An 18084-nucleotide genomic window follows, 5' to 3' on the forward strand; every position below is an offset into this window, starting at 1 on the left:
CGGTGACGAATCGATGGGGCATGACAGTGCCGTTGAGCGGAGTTCCGCTTGCCGACCACGCGGCCGTCTACGCGACGCTCGACCGCGCCGGATTCACAGACGTCTGGTCCTCCGAGGTCGCCGGCGCCGACGCGTTCACCCCGCTGGCGCTCGCGGCGGCCTGGCAGCCCCGCCTGCGGCTGGGCACCGCGATCACCCCGGTCTTCACCCGGGGCCCCGGGCTGCTCGCGATGAGCGCCTCGGCGCTCGCCGAGGCCGCACCGGGCCGGTTCTCGCTCGGCATCGGCGCGTCCTCGCCGGTGCTCGTGCGGGACTGGAACGCGGTGCGGTTCGACGAGCCGTTCCGGCGTACCCGCGACGTCCTGCGTTTCCTGCGCGCCGCACTGCGCGGGGAAACCGTCGACGAGGTCTACGACACCTTCACAGTGCGCCGGTTCACCCTCGAACGGCCGCCGGCCGTACCGCCGCCCATCGTGCTCGCCGCGCTGCGCCCCGGGATGCTCCGGCTGGCCGGCGCCGAGGCCGACGGAGTCATCCTCAACTGGCTCAGCGCCGACGACGTGCCCCGCGCCCTCGCCGAGCTGGGCGAACGCCGCCCCGGCTTCGAGGTCGCCGCCCGCATCTTCGTCTGCCCCACCGACGACGCCACCTACGCCCGTACGCTCGGCCGGCGGCTGATCACCAGCTATCTCACGGTCCCCGCGTACGCCGAGTTCCACCGCTGGCTCGGCCGCGACAAGACGCTGGCGCCGATGTGGGACGCGTGGGCCGCCGGTGACCGGCGCGGGGCCAGCGCGGCGGTGCCCGACGAGGTGGTCGACGCGCTGGTGCTGCACGGCTCACCCGAGCACTGCCGCGCCCAGGTGCGCCGCTACGCCGACGCCGGAGTGGAAGTACCAATCATCGCCCTGCTGCCCACGCCCGAGGTGACCGCCGGGGGTGCCGCCGCGTTGACCACCCTCATCGCCCAACTGGGCACCGAGCCCTCGGGAGCGTCCGCGTGAACCTCACCGACCGGATCGTTGTCGTCACCGGCGGCGCCGGGGGCATCGGAGCCGCGCTGTCCCGCCGGTTCGCCGCCGAGGGCGCCGCGGCCGTCGTCATCGCCGACCTGGACGCCGACGCCGCCCGAGCGGTGGCCGAGAGCATCGGCCCGGTCGCCCACGCCGCAGGCCTCGACGTCACCGACGAGGAGCAGGTCCGCGCCGTGGTCGACGACACCGAACGACGCTTCGGCCGCATCGACCTGTTCTGCGCCAACGCGGGCGTGACCACCGGCGGGGGAGTGGAGGTCGACGACGCCGGCTGGGACCGGGCGTGGCGGGTGAACGTCCTCGCCCACGTCTACTCGGCACGCGCCGTGCTGCCCGGGATGCTCGCCCGGGGCGGCGGGCACCTGCTGCACACCTGCTCGGCGGCGGGAGTGCTGACCGCAGTCGGCGACGCCGCGTACACCGCCACGAAGCACGCCTCGGTGGGCTTCGCCGAGTGGCTGTCCATCACCTACCGGGATCGGGGCATCCGGGTCAGCGCCCTCTGCCCGCAGGGCGTGGACACCCCGATGCTCGCCGACGGCATCCGCGAGGGCCACCTGGGCGCCCGCGTGATCGAGGCGTCCGGCGCGGTCCTCACCCCCGACCAGGTCGCCGACGCGGCAATCGCCGGGCTCGCCGAGGAGCGGTTCCTGATCCTGCCGCACCCGGAGGTCGCCGACTACGCGCGCCGCCGCGCCGAGGACCCGGACGGCTGGCAGGCCGGCCTCCGCAAGCTCGTCCGCCGCCTGACCGCCTGACCTGGCACGGCCGGGCCTGCTCACACCTGCCGGGCGCGGCCCGGCCCCGCTCGGCCCGGCCCCGCCCGGCCCCGCTCGGCCCCGCCCGGCCCCGCCCGGCTCGGCCCCGTTCGGCTCGGCCCCGTTCGGCTCGGCCCCGCTTGGTCTGGCTCGGCCGGGCCTGGGGCGGCTTGGCGGGCAACATCGTGCCGGATTTCTGGCCGCTGACAGGCCGGTCAGCGGCGGCGCAGCGGGCCGGGATGGATGGACCAGAGCAGCCGTCGCCACCAGGGGCGGGCGGCCCGCAACCCGTCCACGTAGGCGGTGGCCACCGCACCGGCACGATCGGCCTGGGCGGCGGTGGCGGCACCGGGCGCGAAAGCCACCTGGTTGAGCAGGGCGGCCAGGTCGTCGACCCCGGGAACACTCCCGTCGGACCGGTCGACGCGGGCGTCGAGCAGCGCCTGCCGGGCCCGCCCGGCCACCTCGGTCGCCGCCAGGTCGTCGCCGACCGGCCGCCCGGCCAGCTGAAGCGCGTCGGTGACCTCCCGCCAGGCGCCGGCGATGCGCTCACCGGGGTCACCCCTGCCGAGCCGGGCGCGGGTCAGCGAGCGGCGCATCGCCAACAGGGCGAGCAGCACGGCACCGACCAGTAGCAGCAGGCCACCGCTGCCACCGGCGACAAGCACCGGGGTGGACACGCCGGACCCGTCCGGCCCTTCGGCGGCGTTCACCGGCTCCGGCGACGCGGTCGGCTCGACAGTGGGCGCCGGCGCCTCCGAGGGGGGCGGGTCATCCGGCGTCGGACGGAAATCCTCCTCCACTGGTCTCGGCTCGTTGTCCGGGCGGGGCAGCGGGTCGAACGACACCCATCCCAGACCGTCGAACAGCACCTCCGGCCAGGCGTACGCGTCGCCGGCCCGTACCGGCCCCTGCCCGCTGGACTCGAAGCCCACCACCACCCGGGTCGGCAGCCCGCAGAGCCGCCCGAGCACCGCGAACGCCGCAGCGAACTGCTCCGAGGTGCCCTCCTGCCCGCCGCCGTTGCGCGGTCCGAAAAGAAAGAAACCCAGATTCGGGTACGCGTGACCGCTCGGCGCGTCCGCCGCCACCCGGTAGTGCTCGGCGAGGAACTGCTCGATCGCCGTGGCCCGCGCGTACGGGGCGCCGTTGTCCTCGGCGAGCTGCGTGGCCAGCCGCCGCAGCGGGTCGGGTGCCCCGTCGGCGACCCGCAGCACCCGGGCCACCTCCTCGCCGGCCGGCACGTTCGCCGTTGCCAGCAGGTTGTTGTCCGGGCGTTCCCGGGCCGACGTCACCGTGTACCGCAACCCCGGCGTCAGCCCTTCCGGCCGGATCAGCGTCCCGGTCTCCGGGTCGTACGCCACCCGCGCGCCGCTTACCTCCCGGGGCGTCGCCACGGCCGGCAGCAACCCGCCGCTCAGCTCGGCGACTGTGATGTCCTGTCGGATGGTCTCCACAGTGCTGTCCCGCGCCGGTGCCGTGGCCGGCAGGATCCGGCCCGCGTTGCGGTACGTCGCGCCGACCCGCCACGTCACCCCGTCGTAGTCGCTGAGCACCGCCAACCGGATCCGCACGCTGCCGCCGGAGGCGTCCGGGCCGCCAGCTGCCTCGTCGGCGTCGCCATCCGGTGCGGTGCCGTCCGGGTTCGGCAAGCTGCCGCCGGGCGGCGTGCCGTCACGGACCGTGCTCACGTCGAGGAGCTTCTGCTCCGGGTGCAGCGCCCAACCGGAGATCCGGATCAGGGGGTTCTCGTCGAGGGTCTCCACCTGCGGAGGCTCCACGTACCGGCGCGGATCCACTGGCCGCCCGTCGACCTGCCCTGCGATCATCGGGCTGAGCAGCGCGACAAGCCCGACCACAAGCGCCACACCGAGCGCAGCCGTGGCCGTCAACCGGAGCCGCACCGCTGCGCGTACCCCTCGGGGAAGGCCGGCTACCGGATCGCCGGCGGCCGGCGGCGGGCCCGACGGTGCTGCCAGGCCGACCGCCGCGACAGCGACGAACGCGAGCGTCGCGCCGATCGCCGGCTCGGCGTTCGGACCGACCACGTAGAGGGCGGCGGCGTAGAGGCCCGCCGCAGGCAGATAACCCAGCAGCACACGGCCGGTGCGCAAGGCCACCTCCGCGCCGGCAAGGCCGGCCAGCCAGGCCGCCACCACCGGGACCAGCACCGTGTCCGGGGTGGGCTCCACCGGAATCATCGCGGTGAGCAGCCGGGGGATGCCGTTGCGCGCCGCGTCCGCGCTCACCGTCAACAGGTCGCCGGGCAGGTTGGCGTGGGCGGCGGCCAGCCGCAGCGACCAGAGCGTCCAACCGGCCATCGCGGCCACCGACACCGGCGCGACGAGCCAGGACGGCAGCCGCCGAGCGGCAACGCTCACCAGCACCGATCCCGCCGCCGCGCCGACGACAAGCCAGGTCAGCAGATCACCCGCGTAGACCCGGCCGAGCACCAGCCCGGCGAGCGCCGTGAGCCCGATCAGCGCCAACGGCACGACGGCCGCCCGCAGCGCCCGCACGACAGTGCCGACGCCCCGGGATGCCGAGCCGTCCGGCGGCGAGGCCGGGCCGCCGATGCTCGGGCCGCTCTGCCGCTGCCGGCCGACGTCCGTCACCACCGGCGCACCCCGTCCCACTCGGCGGCGAACCCCGCGCCGTCCGCCGCGTCGATCACCACAAGGCCCGTAGCGCCCGCCGGCGTCGGCTCGGCCGCGCCGAAAACCCCCACCACCACCGACGGGTACGCGCCGCGCAGCGCCCCGACATGCCCCAGCTCGCCCCGACCGGCCGGACCGGTCAGGAAGATCAACGTGTCGCCGAGCCGGTCCTGGCGCAGTCGGGTGGTTGTCGCCCGCAGCGCGTCGCCGTCGCCGGACAACTCGGCGGCGGCGAGCCGGTCCAGCGGCCCAGCTGACCTGCGCGGCTCGACCGTCTCCGGGCCGGTCGCCTCCCGGCTGATCGACTCCGTGCCGTCCGTCTCCGGGCCGACCAGGAGCAGCAGCACCGGCAGGTCCGCGTGAAGCGCCGCCGTGACGAGCGACGCCGCCGCCTCGCACGCCGCCTCGAACGACTCGGCCACCCCGTCCACCCGATCCGGGTGCGCCACTGCGCGGTTGTCCAGGAGTACGACAAGGCGGGGCAGGCTGGTGTCGACGTTCTCGCGGACCATCAGCTCGCCGACCCGGGCGCTGGTGCGCCAGTGCACCCGCCGCAACTCGTCACCGACCACGTACTCCCGCAACGAGTTGAACGTGATCGACCCGTGTGGCACCCCGTCCACCCGGCCGTCGAGGCTGCGCCCCGCGCCGGTGGGCACCGCCGTCAGCGGGTGGATCCGAGGGTGCACCCAGACCGGCGTCGTCCCGCCGTACGGGCGGGCCAGCGCCACCAGCCCCAGCGGGTCGCGCCTGGTGACCCGCAGCGGCCCCACCGGCACCACCCCACGGCGGTGCGTCGGCACGTCGTAGCGGACCTCGGTGTCCCGCCCGGGTCGCAACCGCAGCAGCGGCACCGGCACCGACCGGTCGCCGCACCGGTCCTCGGCCAGCAGGTTCGCCGAACGCAGTCGCCCACCGTTGCGGACGGTCAACGTCATGCTGGCCGGCTCGCCGCGCGCCACCCGGTCCGGATCGGCCCGGCGGGTCACCAGCAGCCGGGGCCGCCAGGCCGCTGTCAGCGCCGCGTAGCCGACGGCCGCGCCGGCTGCCGCGCCCAACACCGTCAACTCGGGGTACGCGAACCGGAAGCCCACGCCGAGCAGGACGACGGCGGCGACGAGCAGCCCGACCCCGCGGGCGGTGATCCCCATGACGCTGCTGCCGGTCAGCCCTGCACCGGGGCGGGCTGCCCCGACGGCAGCGGCACCGGCACCGAGGCGATGGCCTGGCGCAGCACCTCCGGGGCGGTCATCCCGCGTACCTGGGCGTCCGGGGTGAGCAGCAGCCGGTGCGCGAATACCGGCTCGGCGAGCGTCTTCAGGTCCTCCGGCATGATCCACCCTCGACCGTCGATGAGCGCGTACGCGCACGCCGCGCGCGTCAACGCGATCACGCCCCGGGGGCTCACCCCGACGCGTACCTGCGGATGGGTGCGGGTGGCGGCGGCAAGCCGGACCGCGTACGCGTAGAGCGGCTCCGCGATGTGCACCCGTCGGGCCATCCGGACCATCTCCCCGACGGTGGCGGTGTCGGTGACCGGGGCGAGCGCCTCGGGGGAGCGTACTGTCGCACCGCGCAGCACCTCCACCTCGACCGCCTCGTCGGGGTATCCGACGGATAGCTTCACCAGGAACCGGTCCAGTTGCGCCTCCGGCAGCCGGTAGGTGCCGTCCATCTCCACCGGGTTCTGGGTCGCCACCACCAGGAAGGGCGCCGGCACCGGATGCCGCACACCGTCCACGGTGACGGTGCGTTCCTCCATCACCTCAAGCAGCGCCGACTGGGTCTTCGGCGACGCCCGGTTGATCTCGTCGGCGATGACGATGTTGGCGAAGACCGGCCCCGGATGGAACTCGAAGTCCCTGCTCGCCTGGTTGAAGATCGTCACACCGGACACGTCCGAGGGGAGCAGGTCGGGGGTGAACTGGATCCGCCGCCACTCGCCCTTCACCGTCGCGGCGATGGCCCGCGCCAGCGTCGTCTTGCCGACTCCAGGTACGTCCTCCAGGAGCACATGGCCCTGGGCGAACAGCGCTGTCAACGCCAGCCGGACGACCTGCGGCTTGCCGAGCACCACCGCGTTGACGTTCTCGGCCAGCCGGGCGGCCAGGGCGGCGAAACCCTGCACCTCCGGCTGGGTGAGCGGCTCGTGGGTGTTCACGGTCGCTGTGCTCCTTGCATGGCAGGTCTAGCAGGTGGGCAGGACGTTGATGTTGTCGCCGCCCTCAAGGTTGAGCCAGGCCCAGGGAATGTAGTTCTTCCCCTCGTAGTCAACCTGCACCCACCAGGTGCTGCGCTTGTCGTTGTTGTAGATGTAGGCGTACACCTCTTCGCCGGACTTCTTGCAGTACGCCTGGAGTCGCTTGCCCGGCTTCGCCCAGCCCACCTGCTTGTCGTTGTCCTGCCGGGGAACCGAGAAGATCTCATTTCCGTTGCGGCCGTCGACGTCCTTATCGCAGTAGGTCGACTCCGGCCCGGAGGCGCCGTTGCGGCAGGTCGCGATGCCGTACAGCGCGTCGGTCCGCTGTGCCCTCGTCGCGGTGTTCTTGCCTGCCGCGTTGCTCGCGGTCACCGTGAACGTGTACGCCGTACCCGGCGTCAACCCCGACATCGTGATGCTGGAACACGCGCCCGCCTTGGCCGGCTCACCCGGCGTACTCACCGAGCAGGTGGCCTTCCCGCCACCAGCGTCCACTGTGAACGTCACAGTCGCCGACGTGGCGGTCGCCGACGAGCCGGTCACCGTGACCCGGGGCACTGCGACAGTCCGGGCCGTGGCCGTCGCCTCCGGGCCAGGACCCGCTTCGTTGACGGCCTTCACCTTCACCGCGACGTTCTGACCGTCGCCCAGACCGGTGACCGTCGCGCGGGTTTCGGTCACCTCGCGGGTCTTGCCGCCGACGTCCACCAGGTACTTCGTCACCGCGCGGCCGTTCGCGTCCGCCGGCGACCACTGCACAGTTACCGCACCCGGCTGGTCGGCGACAGTTGCAGCGCGCAGGTCCAGCGGCCGGCCGGGCGCCGCGTACGGCACCACTGTGTTGCTCACCGGCGACGCCGCCGAGCCGGCACCCTTGTCGTTCACCGCCACCACGGTGAACGCGTACTGCGTGCCGAACTCCAGATCCCCGGCGGGCACCACCAGTTCCGTCTTCGTCGACTCACCGGCCGGCGCGTTCGTCCCCGCCGAACTGGCCGTCACCGCGTACTTGGCGATCTTGTTGCCCTGCCCGTTCGCGGCCGGCCACTTGACCAGCACCGTGCCGTCCGGCCGCTCCTGCGCGGTGACGCTCGCCGGCGGGTCGGGCACCGCGGCCGTCGGCGTCACCGGGTTGCTGTTTCGCGCCGGACCGTTGCCCTTGGCGTTCACGGCATGCACCGCGAACCGGTACGTCTCGCCGTTGGTCAGGCCCTTGACCTCCACCGAACGCTGGTTGGCACCCACCTGGAGGCGCTGACCGGCGCCCTCCACCACGTACCTGATGATCTCGGCGCCGTTCGCGGCGGCCGGCCGCCAGCTCACCCGGACCTGGGCGTTGCCGGCGGCGGCGGTGACGCTGCGCGGCGCGCTCGGCTTGCCCACCTGCGGCTTCTTCGGCGGAGGCGGCGGCGGGGGAGCCGGCGGAGGGTCACCACCCAGCACGTCGTTGGCGTACTTGTCGACCTCGCGCATCTGGTGCTTGTCGTCCACCACCCGGGCGGTCGCCGAGTCGGGCGAGTTGATGAAGAGGTGGTTCTCCCGCACCTCAAGCTCCAGCGGCCCGGGCGTCTTGCCCTGCACGGTGCCGACCAGTTGACCGCCCGCGTCGAACGAGTAGATCGTGCCGGTGGCCTCGTCCGCGCAGTAGAACCGGTCCGCCCAGGCCACCGCCGGGCTCAGCCGGTCGCCGCCGCCCGGCACCGTGAACGACTGCTCCGCACCGGCGTCACCCACCACGAGCACCCGCCGCTCCGCGGGCACCGTCACCGGCACGCGCGGCCCCGAGGTGCGCGCCGGCAGCGCCGCCGGACCGGGCAGCGTCAACGGCGTCCGCCGGACCTCACCGCGCTGCACCCGCACCAGCCGCCCTGCCGTACGGTCCAGCACCGCAACCCCGTCGTCCAGGGTGGAGACCACGAGCTCGTGACTGGCCTCGGCCACGTCGTACGTCTCGACCCGCTCCGGGCTGAGCCCGCCGTTGGCGGGCGCGGCCGAAGCCGGCGCCGACGGCAGCTTCGCGGCGGTGACAGCCGAGACGGTGCCCTCGCTGGGCACCGCGATCCAGAGCCGACCCTTACCGTCGAACGCGCCGCCGGTGATGCCCGGGGGATACCGCACCGGCTCACCGACAGGGCTCAACGACCGTGGGTCGAGCTGACGCACGACACCCTGCACCGCGTCGACGATGAACGCCGCGTCCTCGTGCAGGGCGACGCTCACACCCAGGCCAGGGGTGGTCGGTGTGGTCGCGGTGAGTTGCAGGGTGGCCAGATCCAGTGAGCTGACCTGCCCGGTCTGAAGATCACGCAGGATCAACAGCCGATCGGTCTGGGTGACCTGCATCGGATGCCGACGGGCACCAGGAAGCTCGGTACGCGTATCCACCCGGGCCGTCACCCCGTTGACGCGGGCCAGCTCGCTGCGCGCCGCGCTCCACAGCCAGGAACTCGCGTCATAGTTGGCCACCGCGTTGTCCGCCGCACCCAACCCGAGGACGGTCAGCCCCATGGCGGCCAGCAGCGCGGTCACCGTGCCGACAGTCACCAGCCCACCCCGCAGACGGGAGCGGGAACGGGGGGCGTCGGTCTGCTCGGCGTCGTCGATGCTGGCCACAGCCGGCTGCCTCTCCTGAGTCATGGCAGGTGGCGTCCGCCTCGCGGCGACCCCTCCCCAGAGCCGGGTGCCATCATATGGCCCGGCCGCTGGCGGGGGAACCCGCACCGTCACCCCTGTGGATACCGAGCGTGTGCGTTGTGGACGCCCAGCTCAGCCTGACGACGGCTGCGATCGCGGCTGTTCCGACCCCGCCACGCCCCACGGCGCGGATGCGGGTGCCGCTCAGGTAGGCGGGGTGGACCGGTCCCGCTCGGTGCATACCTGCCCGGAAGTCGCAAAGCTGTCAGTGGAGTAGACAGCCAGCACCGTGAAGCAGTAGTCCACTCGCGAACTGAGACCGCTAACCGTGTAGCTAGTCCGACCCGGATCCACAGTGGCCAGCACCCCCAGCGCCTGCCCTGTCCGACCGCCGGCCACCATGAACGGCACCGCGCCTCCCGACGGATCCGTCCAGGTCAGCGTTATCGTGGCCGAGTCGTCCCGCAGCTTCAGATCACCCGGTGCAGGCCCGGCCGCCGTCGGGGCCGCCGTCGTCGTAGCGGCCCCGGAAGGCGGCGGCGCATCGTCGCGGTTCAGCAGCACGACGCCAAGCCCGACCGCGGCCACCACGGCTACCCCGACCGCTACCGCCGCGGCGATCAGCGCCCCGCGGTGACGTCCCCACGTGTCGCCATCCTGGGCGTACGGCTGGGAATACCGCTGGCCCTGGTGGTACTGCTCGCCCGGGTACGGCTGGCGGGTCGGGTACTGGCCCGGCACCGCGTGGGGAGCCGGTGCCGGCGGGTACGGCTGGTGCGCGTACCCCCGCTGGTGTGCCTGTTGGTCGGAGGTCGGGCCTGCATCGGAGCGCGGCGCCCAGGCCGGCGTCGCCGCCTCGCGGCGAGGCGACGGGACGGGGTGCGGCGACAACGCCCCGGCCCCGGTCGCCGGCTGGACTGTCGGGAAGACCTCCGTCGGCGCGGAGGCGCTGCCCGGCTCAGGCCCGTACCTGTCCTGGTGCCTGGCGCCCGACGTGATCTCGCCGCGAACCACTGTCGCGTCCGGGTCCGCAGCGGGCGGCGCGCTGACGGGCGTTGGTTGCGGCGGCGCGCTGCTGTTCCAGGCCGAGGCACCAAGCCCCCACGGCTGCGCGCTGACCGGCGGCCCGGACACGGGGTGGGTATGTCCAGGCGGTCCGGACGTCGGGTGGGTGTATCCGGGTGGCGTAGACACGGGCTGGTGTCCGGGCGGTCCGGACACCGGGTGGGCGTGCGCTGGTGGTGCGGACGTGGGGTTCGTGTGGTCGGGCGGGCCGGAGATCGAGCGGGAATCTGCGGCAGGTGCCGAGACGGGTCGAGGAGGCATGGCGGGAACCGCCTGGCTCACGGCGGACCCGTCCATCGCGCTGCTGACCGCCGAGCCGCTGCCCGCCGGGTCCGGCCCCGAACTGCCGACGGCGCTACCGGACCCACCAGAGCGGGAGGCTGCCACCCGGGCTGCCTCCTCGGCCAGGAGCGGTTCGATCTGGCGTACCTGAATCGTCGGGTTGTCCCATCGCGGGGTGACCGTCGGCGGCGGCGGAGGAGGTGGTGCGGCCGGCAGCCGTGCCGTCGGCGTTTCGGCGTCAGGGTGGGTCGGCTGGTTCCCGGACCGCTGGCGCGGCGGTACGGCCGTCGGCTGCTGTTGCGGCTGATCCTCGGCAGGGGCCGTCGCCGGTGGCAGTTGCTGCTGTGCGGACCGCTGGCGTGGCGGCGCCGGGTGCGTGGGGCTGGGCGGGACAGCCACGGCTGACGCCGCAGGATTCGAGGTAGCGGGGGACAGGGTTGGCGTCGGCGGCGGGGAAGGCACTGCGGGTGTGGAAGGCGTACGCGGCGGTGGGACCGGTGCGGCAGCCGTCGGCGCGGGCCGGGTGTCGGATTCGGGCGGGGCGGGTCGGGCAGAGGAAGCCGGCGCTGGCTGATCCTCACTGACGGTTGGCGGTGCAGGGGCGACGGGCGTGCGTACCGCCGGAGGATCCTGCGGAGGCGTCAGCGGCACGGGCGCCCAGGCCGACGTGGGTGGTGGAGAGCCGTCGGCCGCCGGGCGCATAGCGGCCAGGGTCGCCAGCGAGAGCGTCGGGCCGGACAACGCCGTGCGGGTGCCGGAGTCGACGACGCTTGCCGGGGCCGGGGTGTACGTCGGCGTCGTGGTCGGGGTCGGTGCCGAGGTGGGCGTCGGCGGTGTGACGTGCGGCCGGACCGGGTCGGGGCTGGGCGGGGCCGAGACGGGATGGGCCGGACCGCCGGTGCTGGGGCTGGCCGCGCCGAGGTAGTGGCGGGCGGCGCGTACCGCCGGGTGGTGCTCCCCGAGCACGGCGGGCCCCGCGGTGGCGACACGGGTGTAGTTACGGCGGGCCTCGTGCCGGTTGCCCAACTCCTCGGCGACCTCGGCCAGCTCCAGGGCCAGCGCGAGCATCGTCGGCTCGCCATGATCCCAGCGTCGCTCACCCGCCGCGAACGCCTCCTCCAGGACCCGGCGGGCGGCGAGCGGGTCGTCCGACTCGCGGTGCAAACGGGCAAGCAGGTGCGCCGTGTGCAGCATCTCGGGGTGATCCGTGCCGTACGGCGGACGGGCGGACTCGACGACCTCCGCGAGCAACTGCCGGGCCGAGATGAGGTCGCCCGCGGTGCGCAGGGCGAGAGCCCGACGTTGGACGGCAGCCAGGGGAGAGGGATGGGACACGTGGCAATGCTGCCGGCACAGAGCCGCCGACGCTACCCGGACGCGCCTCCGACACGGCTTTGTTGACCGTTGGCGAACCGATCTGACCAGCGTCGAGAAGGCCGGGAGGAAGCCGCTGGTACGCGATGTGCATGATCCACGAGCGCCGTGTACAGTAACTCCCCGTGCGGCCCGCCGTGCTGGCCTCCGATGAAAGATCATCCGGGGTGGCAAGGTAGGCTGAACGAGCAGGTCCGGGTGGCGGAATGGCAGACGCGCTAGCTTGAGGTGCTAGTGCCCGTATAGGGCGTGGGGGTTCAAGTCCCCCCTCGGACACCAAATTGCAGCATCCATGCTGTGTTTCGCGTACTGGTGGTCAAGCACGCTTGACCACGCAAATCTCATCTCAGCGACGCCCTCGACCGAGCCTGTCTCGATCGGGGGCGGTTGTCGTGGCTGATCGTTCCGTGGCTCCCGTCATCCCTCCCGTGAGGCTGTCGGACCGGGAGCAGAGCCCGCATCGGCCACGTGGTGGAGGCGTCCGTCGCCCGCCATTGCCCCTGCCGGTACTACCGACGCCGCGCGCCAACACGTTGGTGTACGGGCTGGCTGCCATCGATAACAGCGGTCGAATCGCCGACCGTACGGTCATCCGGACCCTTGATTGGGGGCCGGGCACGCGGCTGCACATCCGCGAGGCCTCCGGCGTCATCGTCGTCCGGCTGGACCGGCAGGGCGTCTTCACCGTCACCGGACAAGGCCATCTCCACCTGCCGGCGGCTGTCCGGCACTGGTGCGGGCTGACCGCCGGTGACCGCGTGCTCCTGGCCGCCAACCCGGCTGACGGCCTGCTGGTGGTGCATCCTCCCGCCGCCCTGGATGCGATGGTCGTGGCGGTTCACGCAGACCTGCTGGGCGGTGGTCAGGCATGAGTGACACCACCGTTGGCCGGGCGGAACTCGACGCCGCGCGGTTGTTGCTGGCGCGGATGGGGATCTCGCCGGCTGACCTCGTTGAGGCGGCGTCGGACCGTCCACCCGCGCCGACGTTCGCCGAGTACGTGCCGGTGGTAGCGGCAGCGGTCAGCGACGGTACGCGGCGAGCGTACGGCTCGTACTGGAAGCGAGTCCTGGAGCAGTGGGGGCAGCGGCGGCTTGATGAGCCGACGCCGTCGGAGATTGAGCAGCTCGCCGAGTACACCAAGACGCATGTGGTGGCCCGGCGTAACGCGCGTGGCGGACGCAGTGCGGCGGAGCATCTGATTGCGGCACTGCGGTGCCTGTACAAGCGGGCCGTTGCCGACGGGTACGTCGCCGCTGCGGACAACCCGGCCCTCAAGGTGGCCAAGCCGCGGCGCCTGCCCAGCACCAGACGGGCGGTGGCCGACAACAGGTTGGCGGAGATCAACGCCGTCGCCGCCAGCACGGGCGACGATCCGGCGCTGGACAGCCTGCTGCTGCGGCTGCACACCGAGACGGCGTGCCGTCGGGGCGGTGCGTTGGCCCTGCGCCCGGTCGACCTGGACCCGGACCAGTGCCTCATCCTGCTGCGGGAGAAGGGCGACACGGTGCGGTGGCAGCCGGTGTCACCGACGCTGATGAGACATCTGCAGCAGCATGCCGAGGAACGCCAGGCGGTGGGAACGGGCCAGCTGCTGCGTTACCGCAATGGGCAGCCGATCACCTACCGACGCTACGACCACCTGTGGGTGCGCATCGGTGAGCACCTACCGTGGGTCTACGTCCAGCAGATCAGCACGCACTGGCTGCGGCACACGACGCTGACGTGGGTCGAGCGGAACTTCGGCTACGCCGTGGCTCGCGCGTACGCCGGGCACTCCGACAGCGGTAGCGATGTTGGCACCACCAGTACGTACGTTCGGGCGAGCCTCCAGGAGGTCGCCGCCGCTCTAGCTGCCCTGACCAACGAAGCCCATCCTTTGGCCTGAGCGTGTTGACAGCGGGTGGGCCTGACCGCTGGGTCTGGCCCACCTGCGCAAGCTACTTCACAACAAGATCGATGAACGCGGGACGGGCGGATGCGGTTCTTCCCCGCAGTTCTTGTCAGACCCTCCCGCTACTGTCGCTTGCCGGTGAGCAGGAGGACGGAGGATGCCACGCCAGGCATCCCTGCGGCTCCGCCTACGGGAAGGCGCACAGCCAGCCACTCACTCTTGAGAAGTGAGGTAGGTACGTGGAGGAGATCAGGCGATGCCGGCGTTGGTGACGCAGTTCGACGACGCACTGAGGAACATTGAGCCGACGGAGGCCGACAAGACGAACGCGCCGCTGGCTCACGCAGAGGTGAGTGACGCGCTCGCCGCCGATTCCGTGATCGCAGGTTGGGGTTTCCAGCGGCTGCTGATCGGTAGCTACAAGCGGCACGTCAGCATCAGGCGAATCAAGGACGTCGACGTCTTCGGCCGGCTGACGGATGTCGGTAGTGACGTCTTACCGAGCACGCTGCTGGGCGAGTTCGAGCGTGTACTGAGAAGGGTGTTCCCGTCAGTGGACGGCAAGACACGGGTACACCGGCAGGCGCGTAGCCTGCAGGTGAGTTTCCCGGAATACGGTGGTTTGTACGTAGACGCCGTCCCGGCGCGGCCGTGGACTTCGCCTACCGGCGTCGAGGCCTGGCAGCTGCCGAAGCGCGAAGACGGTGACGATCCGCAGGGCTGGCAGGCGACGAACCCTCACGAGCTGACAGGTCTCACCAGTGAGTTGAACAACGAGGACAACTTCGACGGTTTCTACGTGCCGACTGTCAAGCTGCTGCGGCAGACGCGCCGAAGCCTGATGGGTAAGCGCAAGCCCGGTGGGCTCACCGTCGAGATTGCCGCCCTGCACGCCTTCCGCACCGGCCTGGTTGAGGGGCCGACGCAGGCTGACTACTACGCCAGCGCACTACGGGAGACCGGCAACGTCCTGCACGACGCGTTCGTACTCGGCCTCGGGCTCGATGATCCGACGATCCCAGGCGAAAAGGTGGTCGTCCGGGCTGAGGACGAGGACAGACGCGACCTCGCCAATGCGTTTCTGGACGCTGCTGGTCGAGCCGAGGAGGCTTTGGCCAGCGAGAATCGCTGCGCTGCTGCGAAGACCTTCCGTGATCTACTCGGCAAGGCCGTCGATGACCAAGGGGACACGGACTACGTGTTCCCGATGCCTGCGGACTGCAACGCTGACGGCACCGCCCAGCGGTTCACGTCCGTGACCGCTGGAGACCGTACCGTCCCAGCAGGTAACCGCCGGTTCGGATGACCACCGTCGAAGGAAGCGACGCGGCGGAAGCGCTGCGTATCGGCAGGGCCGTCGCTCGCGATGCGCTCCTCGACGTGCTGGCCCACGCCGGCTTCCGGCGTGTTGGCGGCCCAAAGGACCGCTGGCGCGGTGGTTTGACGTTCCGGCCAGCCAATCGAGACAACGGGTCGACGCGAACGACGCTGGTCGAGATCGTTCTTGAGGACGCCTTTCCCTTCACCGCACCGAAGGTCATGCCGCTGAGCCGTGGCTGGGCTGAGCAGGTAACAGGGCGAACGTTCACCGACAACTATTACGAGGCCAGCAACGGCTGGCACCGCGACCTCGACGGCGCGATGTGCCTCTTCATACAAGCAGATCACACCCGAATCCCCTGGGCCGGCGGCGAGCAGTTGCTGGACCAAGCCCGTGCCTGGCTGGCCCAGGATGCGGCAGGGTGGAGCGAAGACGTACCAGCGTTGGACCTCGACCGGTACCTGCCCCCCTCGGAGGAACGAGCCCTCATCCTGTACGGCAATTTGGCCGGACACGAGGGCACAGTGCTTCAGCTGCACCGGAAACGGCACGGCGTACTTCGCGTCGGCCCAGTAGCGGCGCCTCGCCGGCAGGGCCGCGCCAGCGGCCACCGAATCTGGCCACCCGACACTGTGCTGATACTGGCAGCCAAGGAGCTGGACGGCCCGATCCGGGACTGGGACGATCTCTGCGACGCAGTTGGCGCTGACGGTGCCCGTGCTCTGACCCGCGCCTATGACGAAGGCCTGCGAAGGGTGATGCTGATCTACCGTCACCGCGACGTTCGAGGAGTACTGGGACTCGCCCTCGCCGCCAACAGGGAGGACAAGGTGACCTTGAAGTCTTTGAAGACGGCTCCCGACGACCTCGCCACGCGAACCATCCGCGCACATCCCCGAACGGAGGAACTCGGCAGCAAACGAGTCGCCGTCGTCGGCGTCGGCGCTATCGGGTCCGTAGTCGCTGACCTGCTACATCGCAGCGGCGTCGGGGAACTGGTGCTGATCGACAGTGACCTCCTTCTGCCGGGCAACACCACACGCCACCTTCTTGATGGCGATGCGATCGGGTTGCCGAAGGCCCGTGCAGTCGCGGAAGCGCTGCGCAAGACACGTCCCAAGTTCGGTGCCCTGCAGTGGCGAGATGAGCGGCTGCGATCCGTTGCCGACGCTCTCACCCTGCTCGTCGCTACGCCATCCGAGTCGACCACACTCCCGTCCGTGACGGCGAGCAGCCGCTGCCACTCCCGCAACTGCCGCCACCCCGCAGCGACGTCTACGAAACCGGGTGTGGCAGCCCCATCAGCCAGACACCACCGGCGGCGGTGTGGGAGGCCGCCGCCCTTGCCGTCCGCCACGCCATCGGCCTGCTGCTGAATCCCGGTGTCGCCACGCCTGGCGAACAACGTGCCCTCGCCGAAGGGCGGGATCAGTGACTGCGGACAAGGTTGAAATCCTCATCACCCGGCAAGCACTCGACGCGACGATCGCCGACGGGATGGCGGCGCTTCCGAACGAAACCGGCGGCATTCTGCTCGGCTTCCGCACACCGCGCCTCATTGTGGTGACCCGTACGGTCACGGTCGCAGATCCGCAGAGCAGCCGGCGCGGCTACCTGCGGCGCTACCGCCAAGCACAAGCGCGAATGGCCATCGGACGCGGCGATGCCCCGCCCGTGGTGGGATACGTCGGCGAATGGCACACCCATCCCGCTGATATCGGCCCGAGCCGGACCGACCTGCGCGCCCTCGCAGCCATCGCCCGCCTCACCCAAGGGCCTGTAGCACTCGTCGTTCTAGCCGACCCAGCCCAAGGGCTCTCGCATGTCCACGGCCGCGCTGCGATCCGCCAAGACATTTGGCCCGTGGCCGCCATCAACCCCGTCCAGATCGACGAGGCTGAGGTGGCGATCACCGAGGACCCGGCAGCCAGCCTGGAAGCCGAAGCCACGGCCCTTACGACAAGGGAGTCTTCTTGAGCGCCGAATCCGACGACAACCGGCCATTTAATCTGCGCTCCGCCTTCGCCGCGAAGTCGAAACGCCTTCGGGCCGTCATGGAGGCCGCACCGGAGCTCGTCGGTCACATGCCAACCATCGGTGACGGCAGCGAAGCCGAATGGATCACGATGCTTCGCGACTTTCTGCCGAGGCGATACGCCGTTGACAAAGCCTTCGTCGTCGACAGCTGCGGCCATCAAAGCCTCCAACTCGACGTCGTCGTATTCGACCGGCACTTCACCCCATTGTTCCGGGAGATGGGCGGTGCCCTCTTCCTGCCCGCAGAGAGCGTCTACGCCGTCTTCGAAGCCAAGCAGGAACTCAACCGCGAATATCTACGTGAGGCCGGGGAAAAGTTGGCCAGCGTCCGCCGGCTGCATCGCACCACCGCACCCATCGTGCACGCAGGCGGCACCGTCAACAATCCGAAGCCGCCGCCGCGAATCCTCGGCGGCCTGCTGGCCTGCCGGAGCGACTGGAATCCACCCTTCGGCCGCGCCCTGCGTAGAGGCTTGGATGATCTCACCGAGGACGAGCGCATCGATCTGGGCTGCGGCCTCGAACACGGCGCGTTCGAGCTGCCCGAAAACACCACGGCAGATCCCGGCCTCGTCACTGCGGACGCCGAGGTCGGCCTAGCCTTCTTTGCGATGCGGCTCCTTGCTCGGCTCCAACAGATCGGCACGGTCTCAGCCATGAACATCGACGCTTACACTTCCGTGCTCGCGTCTCGTGAACTGCCAACAGAGGTTCCGGCACGATGAGAGGCCGCGACTCTGCCTACGACCTTTAGCCTCGATCGTTCACGGCTGATGTCGGGCGTTCCGGCCCCGCGCGTGTGATCGTTCATTGTCGATGCGGTTGGGT

13 protein-coding genes and 1 tRNA gene are annotated in these 18084 nt (G+C 71.4%); 9 read left to right on the forward strand and 5 right to left on the reverse strand.

Annotated features, from left to right (window positions below):
- The first annotated feature begins 20 nt into the window (after positions 1-20).
- Positions 21-1004: an LLM class F420-dependent oxidoreductase gene (locus tag ACPXB1_RS27105; RefSeq protein WP_355631562.1), complete on the forward strand. Its 984-nt coding sequence runs from the start codon at positions 21-23 to the stop codon at positions 1002-1004.
- Positions 1001-1792, forward strand: a complete 792-nt coding sequence (locus ACPXB1_RS27110; protein ID WP_355631551.1) for an SDR family oxidoreductase — start codon at positions 1001-1003, stop codon at positions 1790-1792. The genes ACPXB1_RS27105 and ACPXB1_RS27110 overlap by 4 nt, the downstream gene beginning before the upstream one ends.
- 215 nt (positions 1793-2007) lie before the next feature.
- Here ACPXB1_RS27110 and ACPXB1_RS27115 read toward each other — a convergent pair whose 3' ends face one another.
- The 5 genes from ACPXB1_RS27115 to ACPXB1_RS27135 all read right to left on the reverse strand — a co-directional run bounded on the left by ACPXB1_RS27115 (position 2008) and on the right by ACPXB1_RS27135 (position 11965).
- Entirely contained in the window at positions 2008-4428 is a 2421-nt protein-coding gene (locus ACPXB1_RS27115; protein WP_425735973.1) for a DUF3488 and transglutaminase-like domain-containing protein, read from the reverse strand.
- Positions 4404-5600, reverse strand: coding sequence for a DUF58 domain-containing protein (locus tag ACPXB1_RS27120; RefSeq protein ID WP_425735974.1), 1197 nt, complete (start codon positions 5598-5600; stop codon positions 4404-4406). Before ACPXB1_RS27120 ends, ACPXB1_RS27115 begins: the two co-directional genes overlap by 25 nt.
- A 14-nt stretch (positions 5601-5614) precedes the next feature.
- The gene (locus tag ACPXB1_RS27125; protein WP_355594116.1) at positions 5615-6610 is read right to left on the reverse strand and encodes an AAA family ATPase; all 996 of its coding nucleotides are present in this window, start codon (positions 6608-6610) and stop codon (positions 5615-5617) included.
- A gap of 27 nt (positions 6611-6637) precedes the next feature.
- Complete coding sequence (locus ACPXB1_RS27130; RefSeq protein WP_355594118.1) at positions 6638-9262, reverse strand: fibronectin type III domain-containing protein; 2625 nt, start codon at positions 9260-9262, stop codon at positions 6638-6640.
- Between the two features lie 225 nt (positions 9263-9487).
- Positions 9488-11965, reverse strand: a complete 2478-nt coding sequence (locus ACPXB1_RS27135; RefSeq protein WP_425735975.1) for a tetratricopeptide repeat protein — start codon at positions 11963-11965, stop codon at positions 9488-9490.
- A gap of 231 nt (positions 11966-12196) precedes the next feature.
- Between ACPXB1_RS27135 and ACPXB1_RS27140 the strand changes: the two genes are divergently transcribed.
- The 7 genes from ACPXB1_RS27140 to ACPXB1_RS27170 all read left to right on the forward strand — a co-directional run bounded on the left by ACPXB1_RS27140 (position 12197) and on the right by ACPXB1_RS27170 (position 17981).
- Positions 12197-12283: transfer RNA gene (locus ACPXB1_RS27140), tRNA-Leu, on the forward strand.
- Between the two features lie 257 nt (positions 12284-12540).
- Positions 12541-12876: an AbrB/MazE/SpoVT family DNA-binding domain-containing protein gene (locus ACPXB1_RS27145; RefSeq protein WP_355598437.1), complete on the forward strand. Its 336-nt coding sequence runs from the start codon at positions 12541-12543 to the stop codon at positions 12874-12876.
- Positions 12873-13892: a tyrosine-type recombinase/integrase gene (locus tag ACPXB1_RS27150; RefSeq protein ID WP_355598401.1), complete on the forward strand. Its 1020-nt coding sequence runs from the start codon at positions 12873-12875 to the stop codon at positions 13890-13892. The genes ACPXB1_RS27145 and ACPXB1_RS27150 overlap by 4 nt, the downstream gene beginning before the upstream one ends.
- Positions 13893-14154: 262 nt before the next feature.
- Positions 14155-15204 carry an SMODS domain-containing nucleotidyltransferase gene (locus ACPXB1_RS27155; RefSeq protein ID WP_355598399.1) on the forward strand — a complete coding sequence of 350 codons (1050 nt, stop codon included), beginning with the start codon at positions 14155-14157 and terminating at the stop codon, positions 15202-15204.
- Positions 15201-16595 (forward strand): ThiF family adenylyltransferase, encoded by a 1395-nt coding sequence (locus ACPXB1_RS27160; protein ID WP_355598397.1) that lies wholly within the window; start codon positions 15201-15203, stop codon positions 16593-16595. Before ACPXB1_RS27155 ends, ACPXB1_RS27160 begins: the two co-directional genes overlap by 4 nt.
- Before the next feature lie 55 nt (positions 16596-16650).
- Complete coding sequence (locus ACPXB1_RS27165) at positions 16651-17196, forward strand: Mov34/MPN/PAD-1 family protein (RefSeq protein ID WP_355598395.1); 546 nt, start codon at positions 16651-16653, stop codon at positions 17194-17196.
- Positions 17193-17981, forward strand: coding sequence for a DUF6602 domain-containing protein (locus ACPXB1_RS27170; protein WP_355598393.1), 789 nt, complete (start codon positions 17193-17195; stop codon positions 17979-17981). Before ACPXB1_RS27165 ends, ACPXB1_RS27170 begins: the two co-directional genes overlap by 4 nt.
- The last annotated feature ends 103 nt before the right edge of the window (positions 17982-18084 follow it).

It is taken from the genome of Micromonospora sp. DT68 (genome assembly GCF_049847245.1).
Taxonomy (GTDB): Bacteria; Actinomycetota; Actinomycetes; order Mycobacteriales; family Micromonosporaceae; genus Micromonospora; species Micromonospora profundi.

What these genes read in the sequence shown, in the direction of transcription:
- ACPXB1_RS27105 (WP_355631562.1), top strand. Translation starts at nt 21, where the DNA reads ATGACAGTGCCGTTGAGCGGAGTTCCGCTTGCCGACCACGCGGCCGTC.
- ACPXB1_RS27120 (WP_425735974.1), bottom strand. Translation starts at nt 5,600, where the DNA reads ATGGGGATCACCGCCCGCGGGGTCGGGCTGCTCGTCGCCGCCGTCGTC.
- ACPXB1_RS27150 (WP_355598401.1), top strand. Translation starts at nt 12,873, where the DNA reads ATGAGTGACACCACCGTTGGCCGGGCGGAACTCGACGCCGCGCGGTTG.
- ACPXB1_RS27155 (WP_355598399.1), top strand. Translation starts at nt 14,155, where the DNA reads ATGCCGGCGTTGGTGACGCAGTTCGACGACGCACTGAGGAACATTGAG.
- ACPXB1_RS27160 (WP_355598397.1), top strand. Translation starts at nt 15,201, where the DNA reads ATGACCACCGTCGAAGGAAGCGACGCGGCGGAAGCGCTGCGTATCGGC.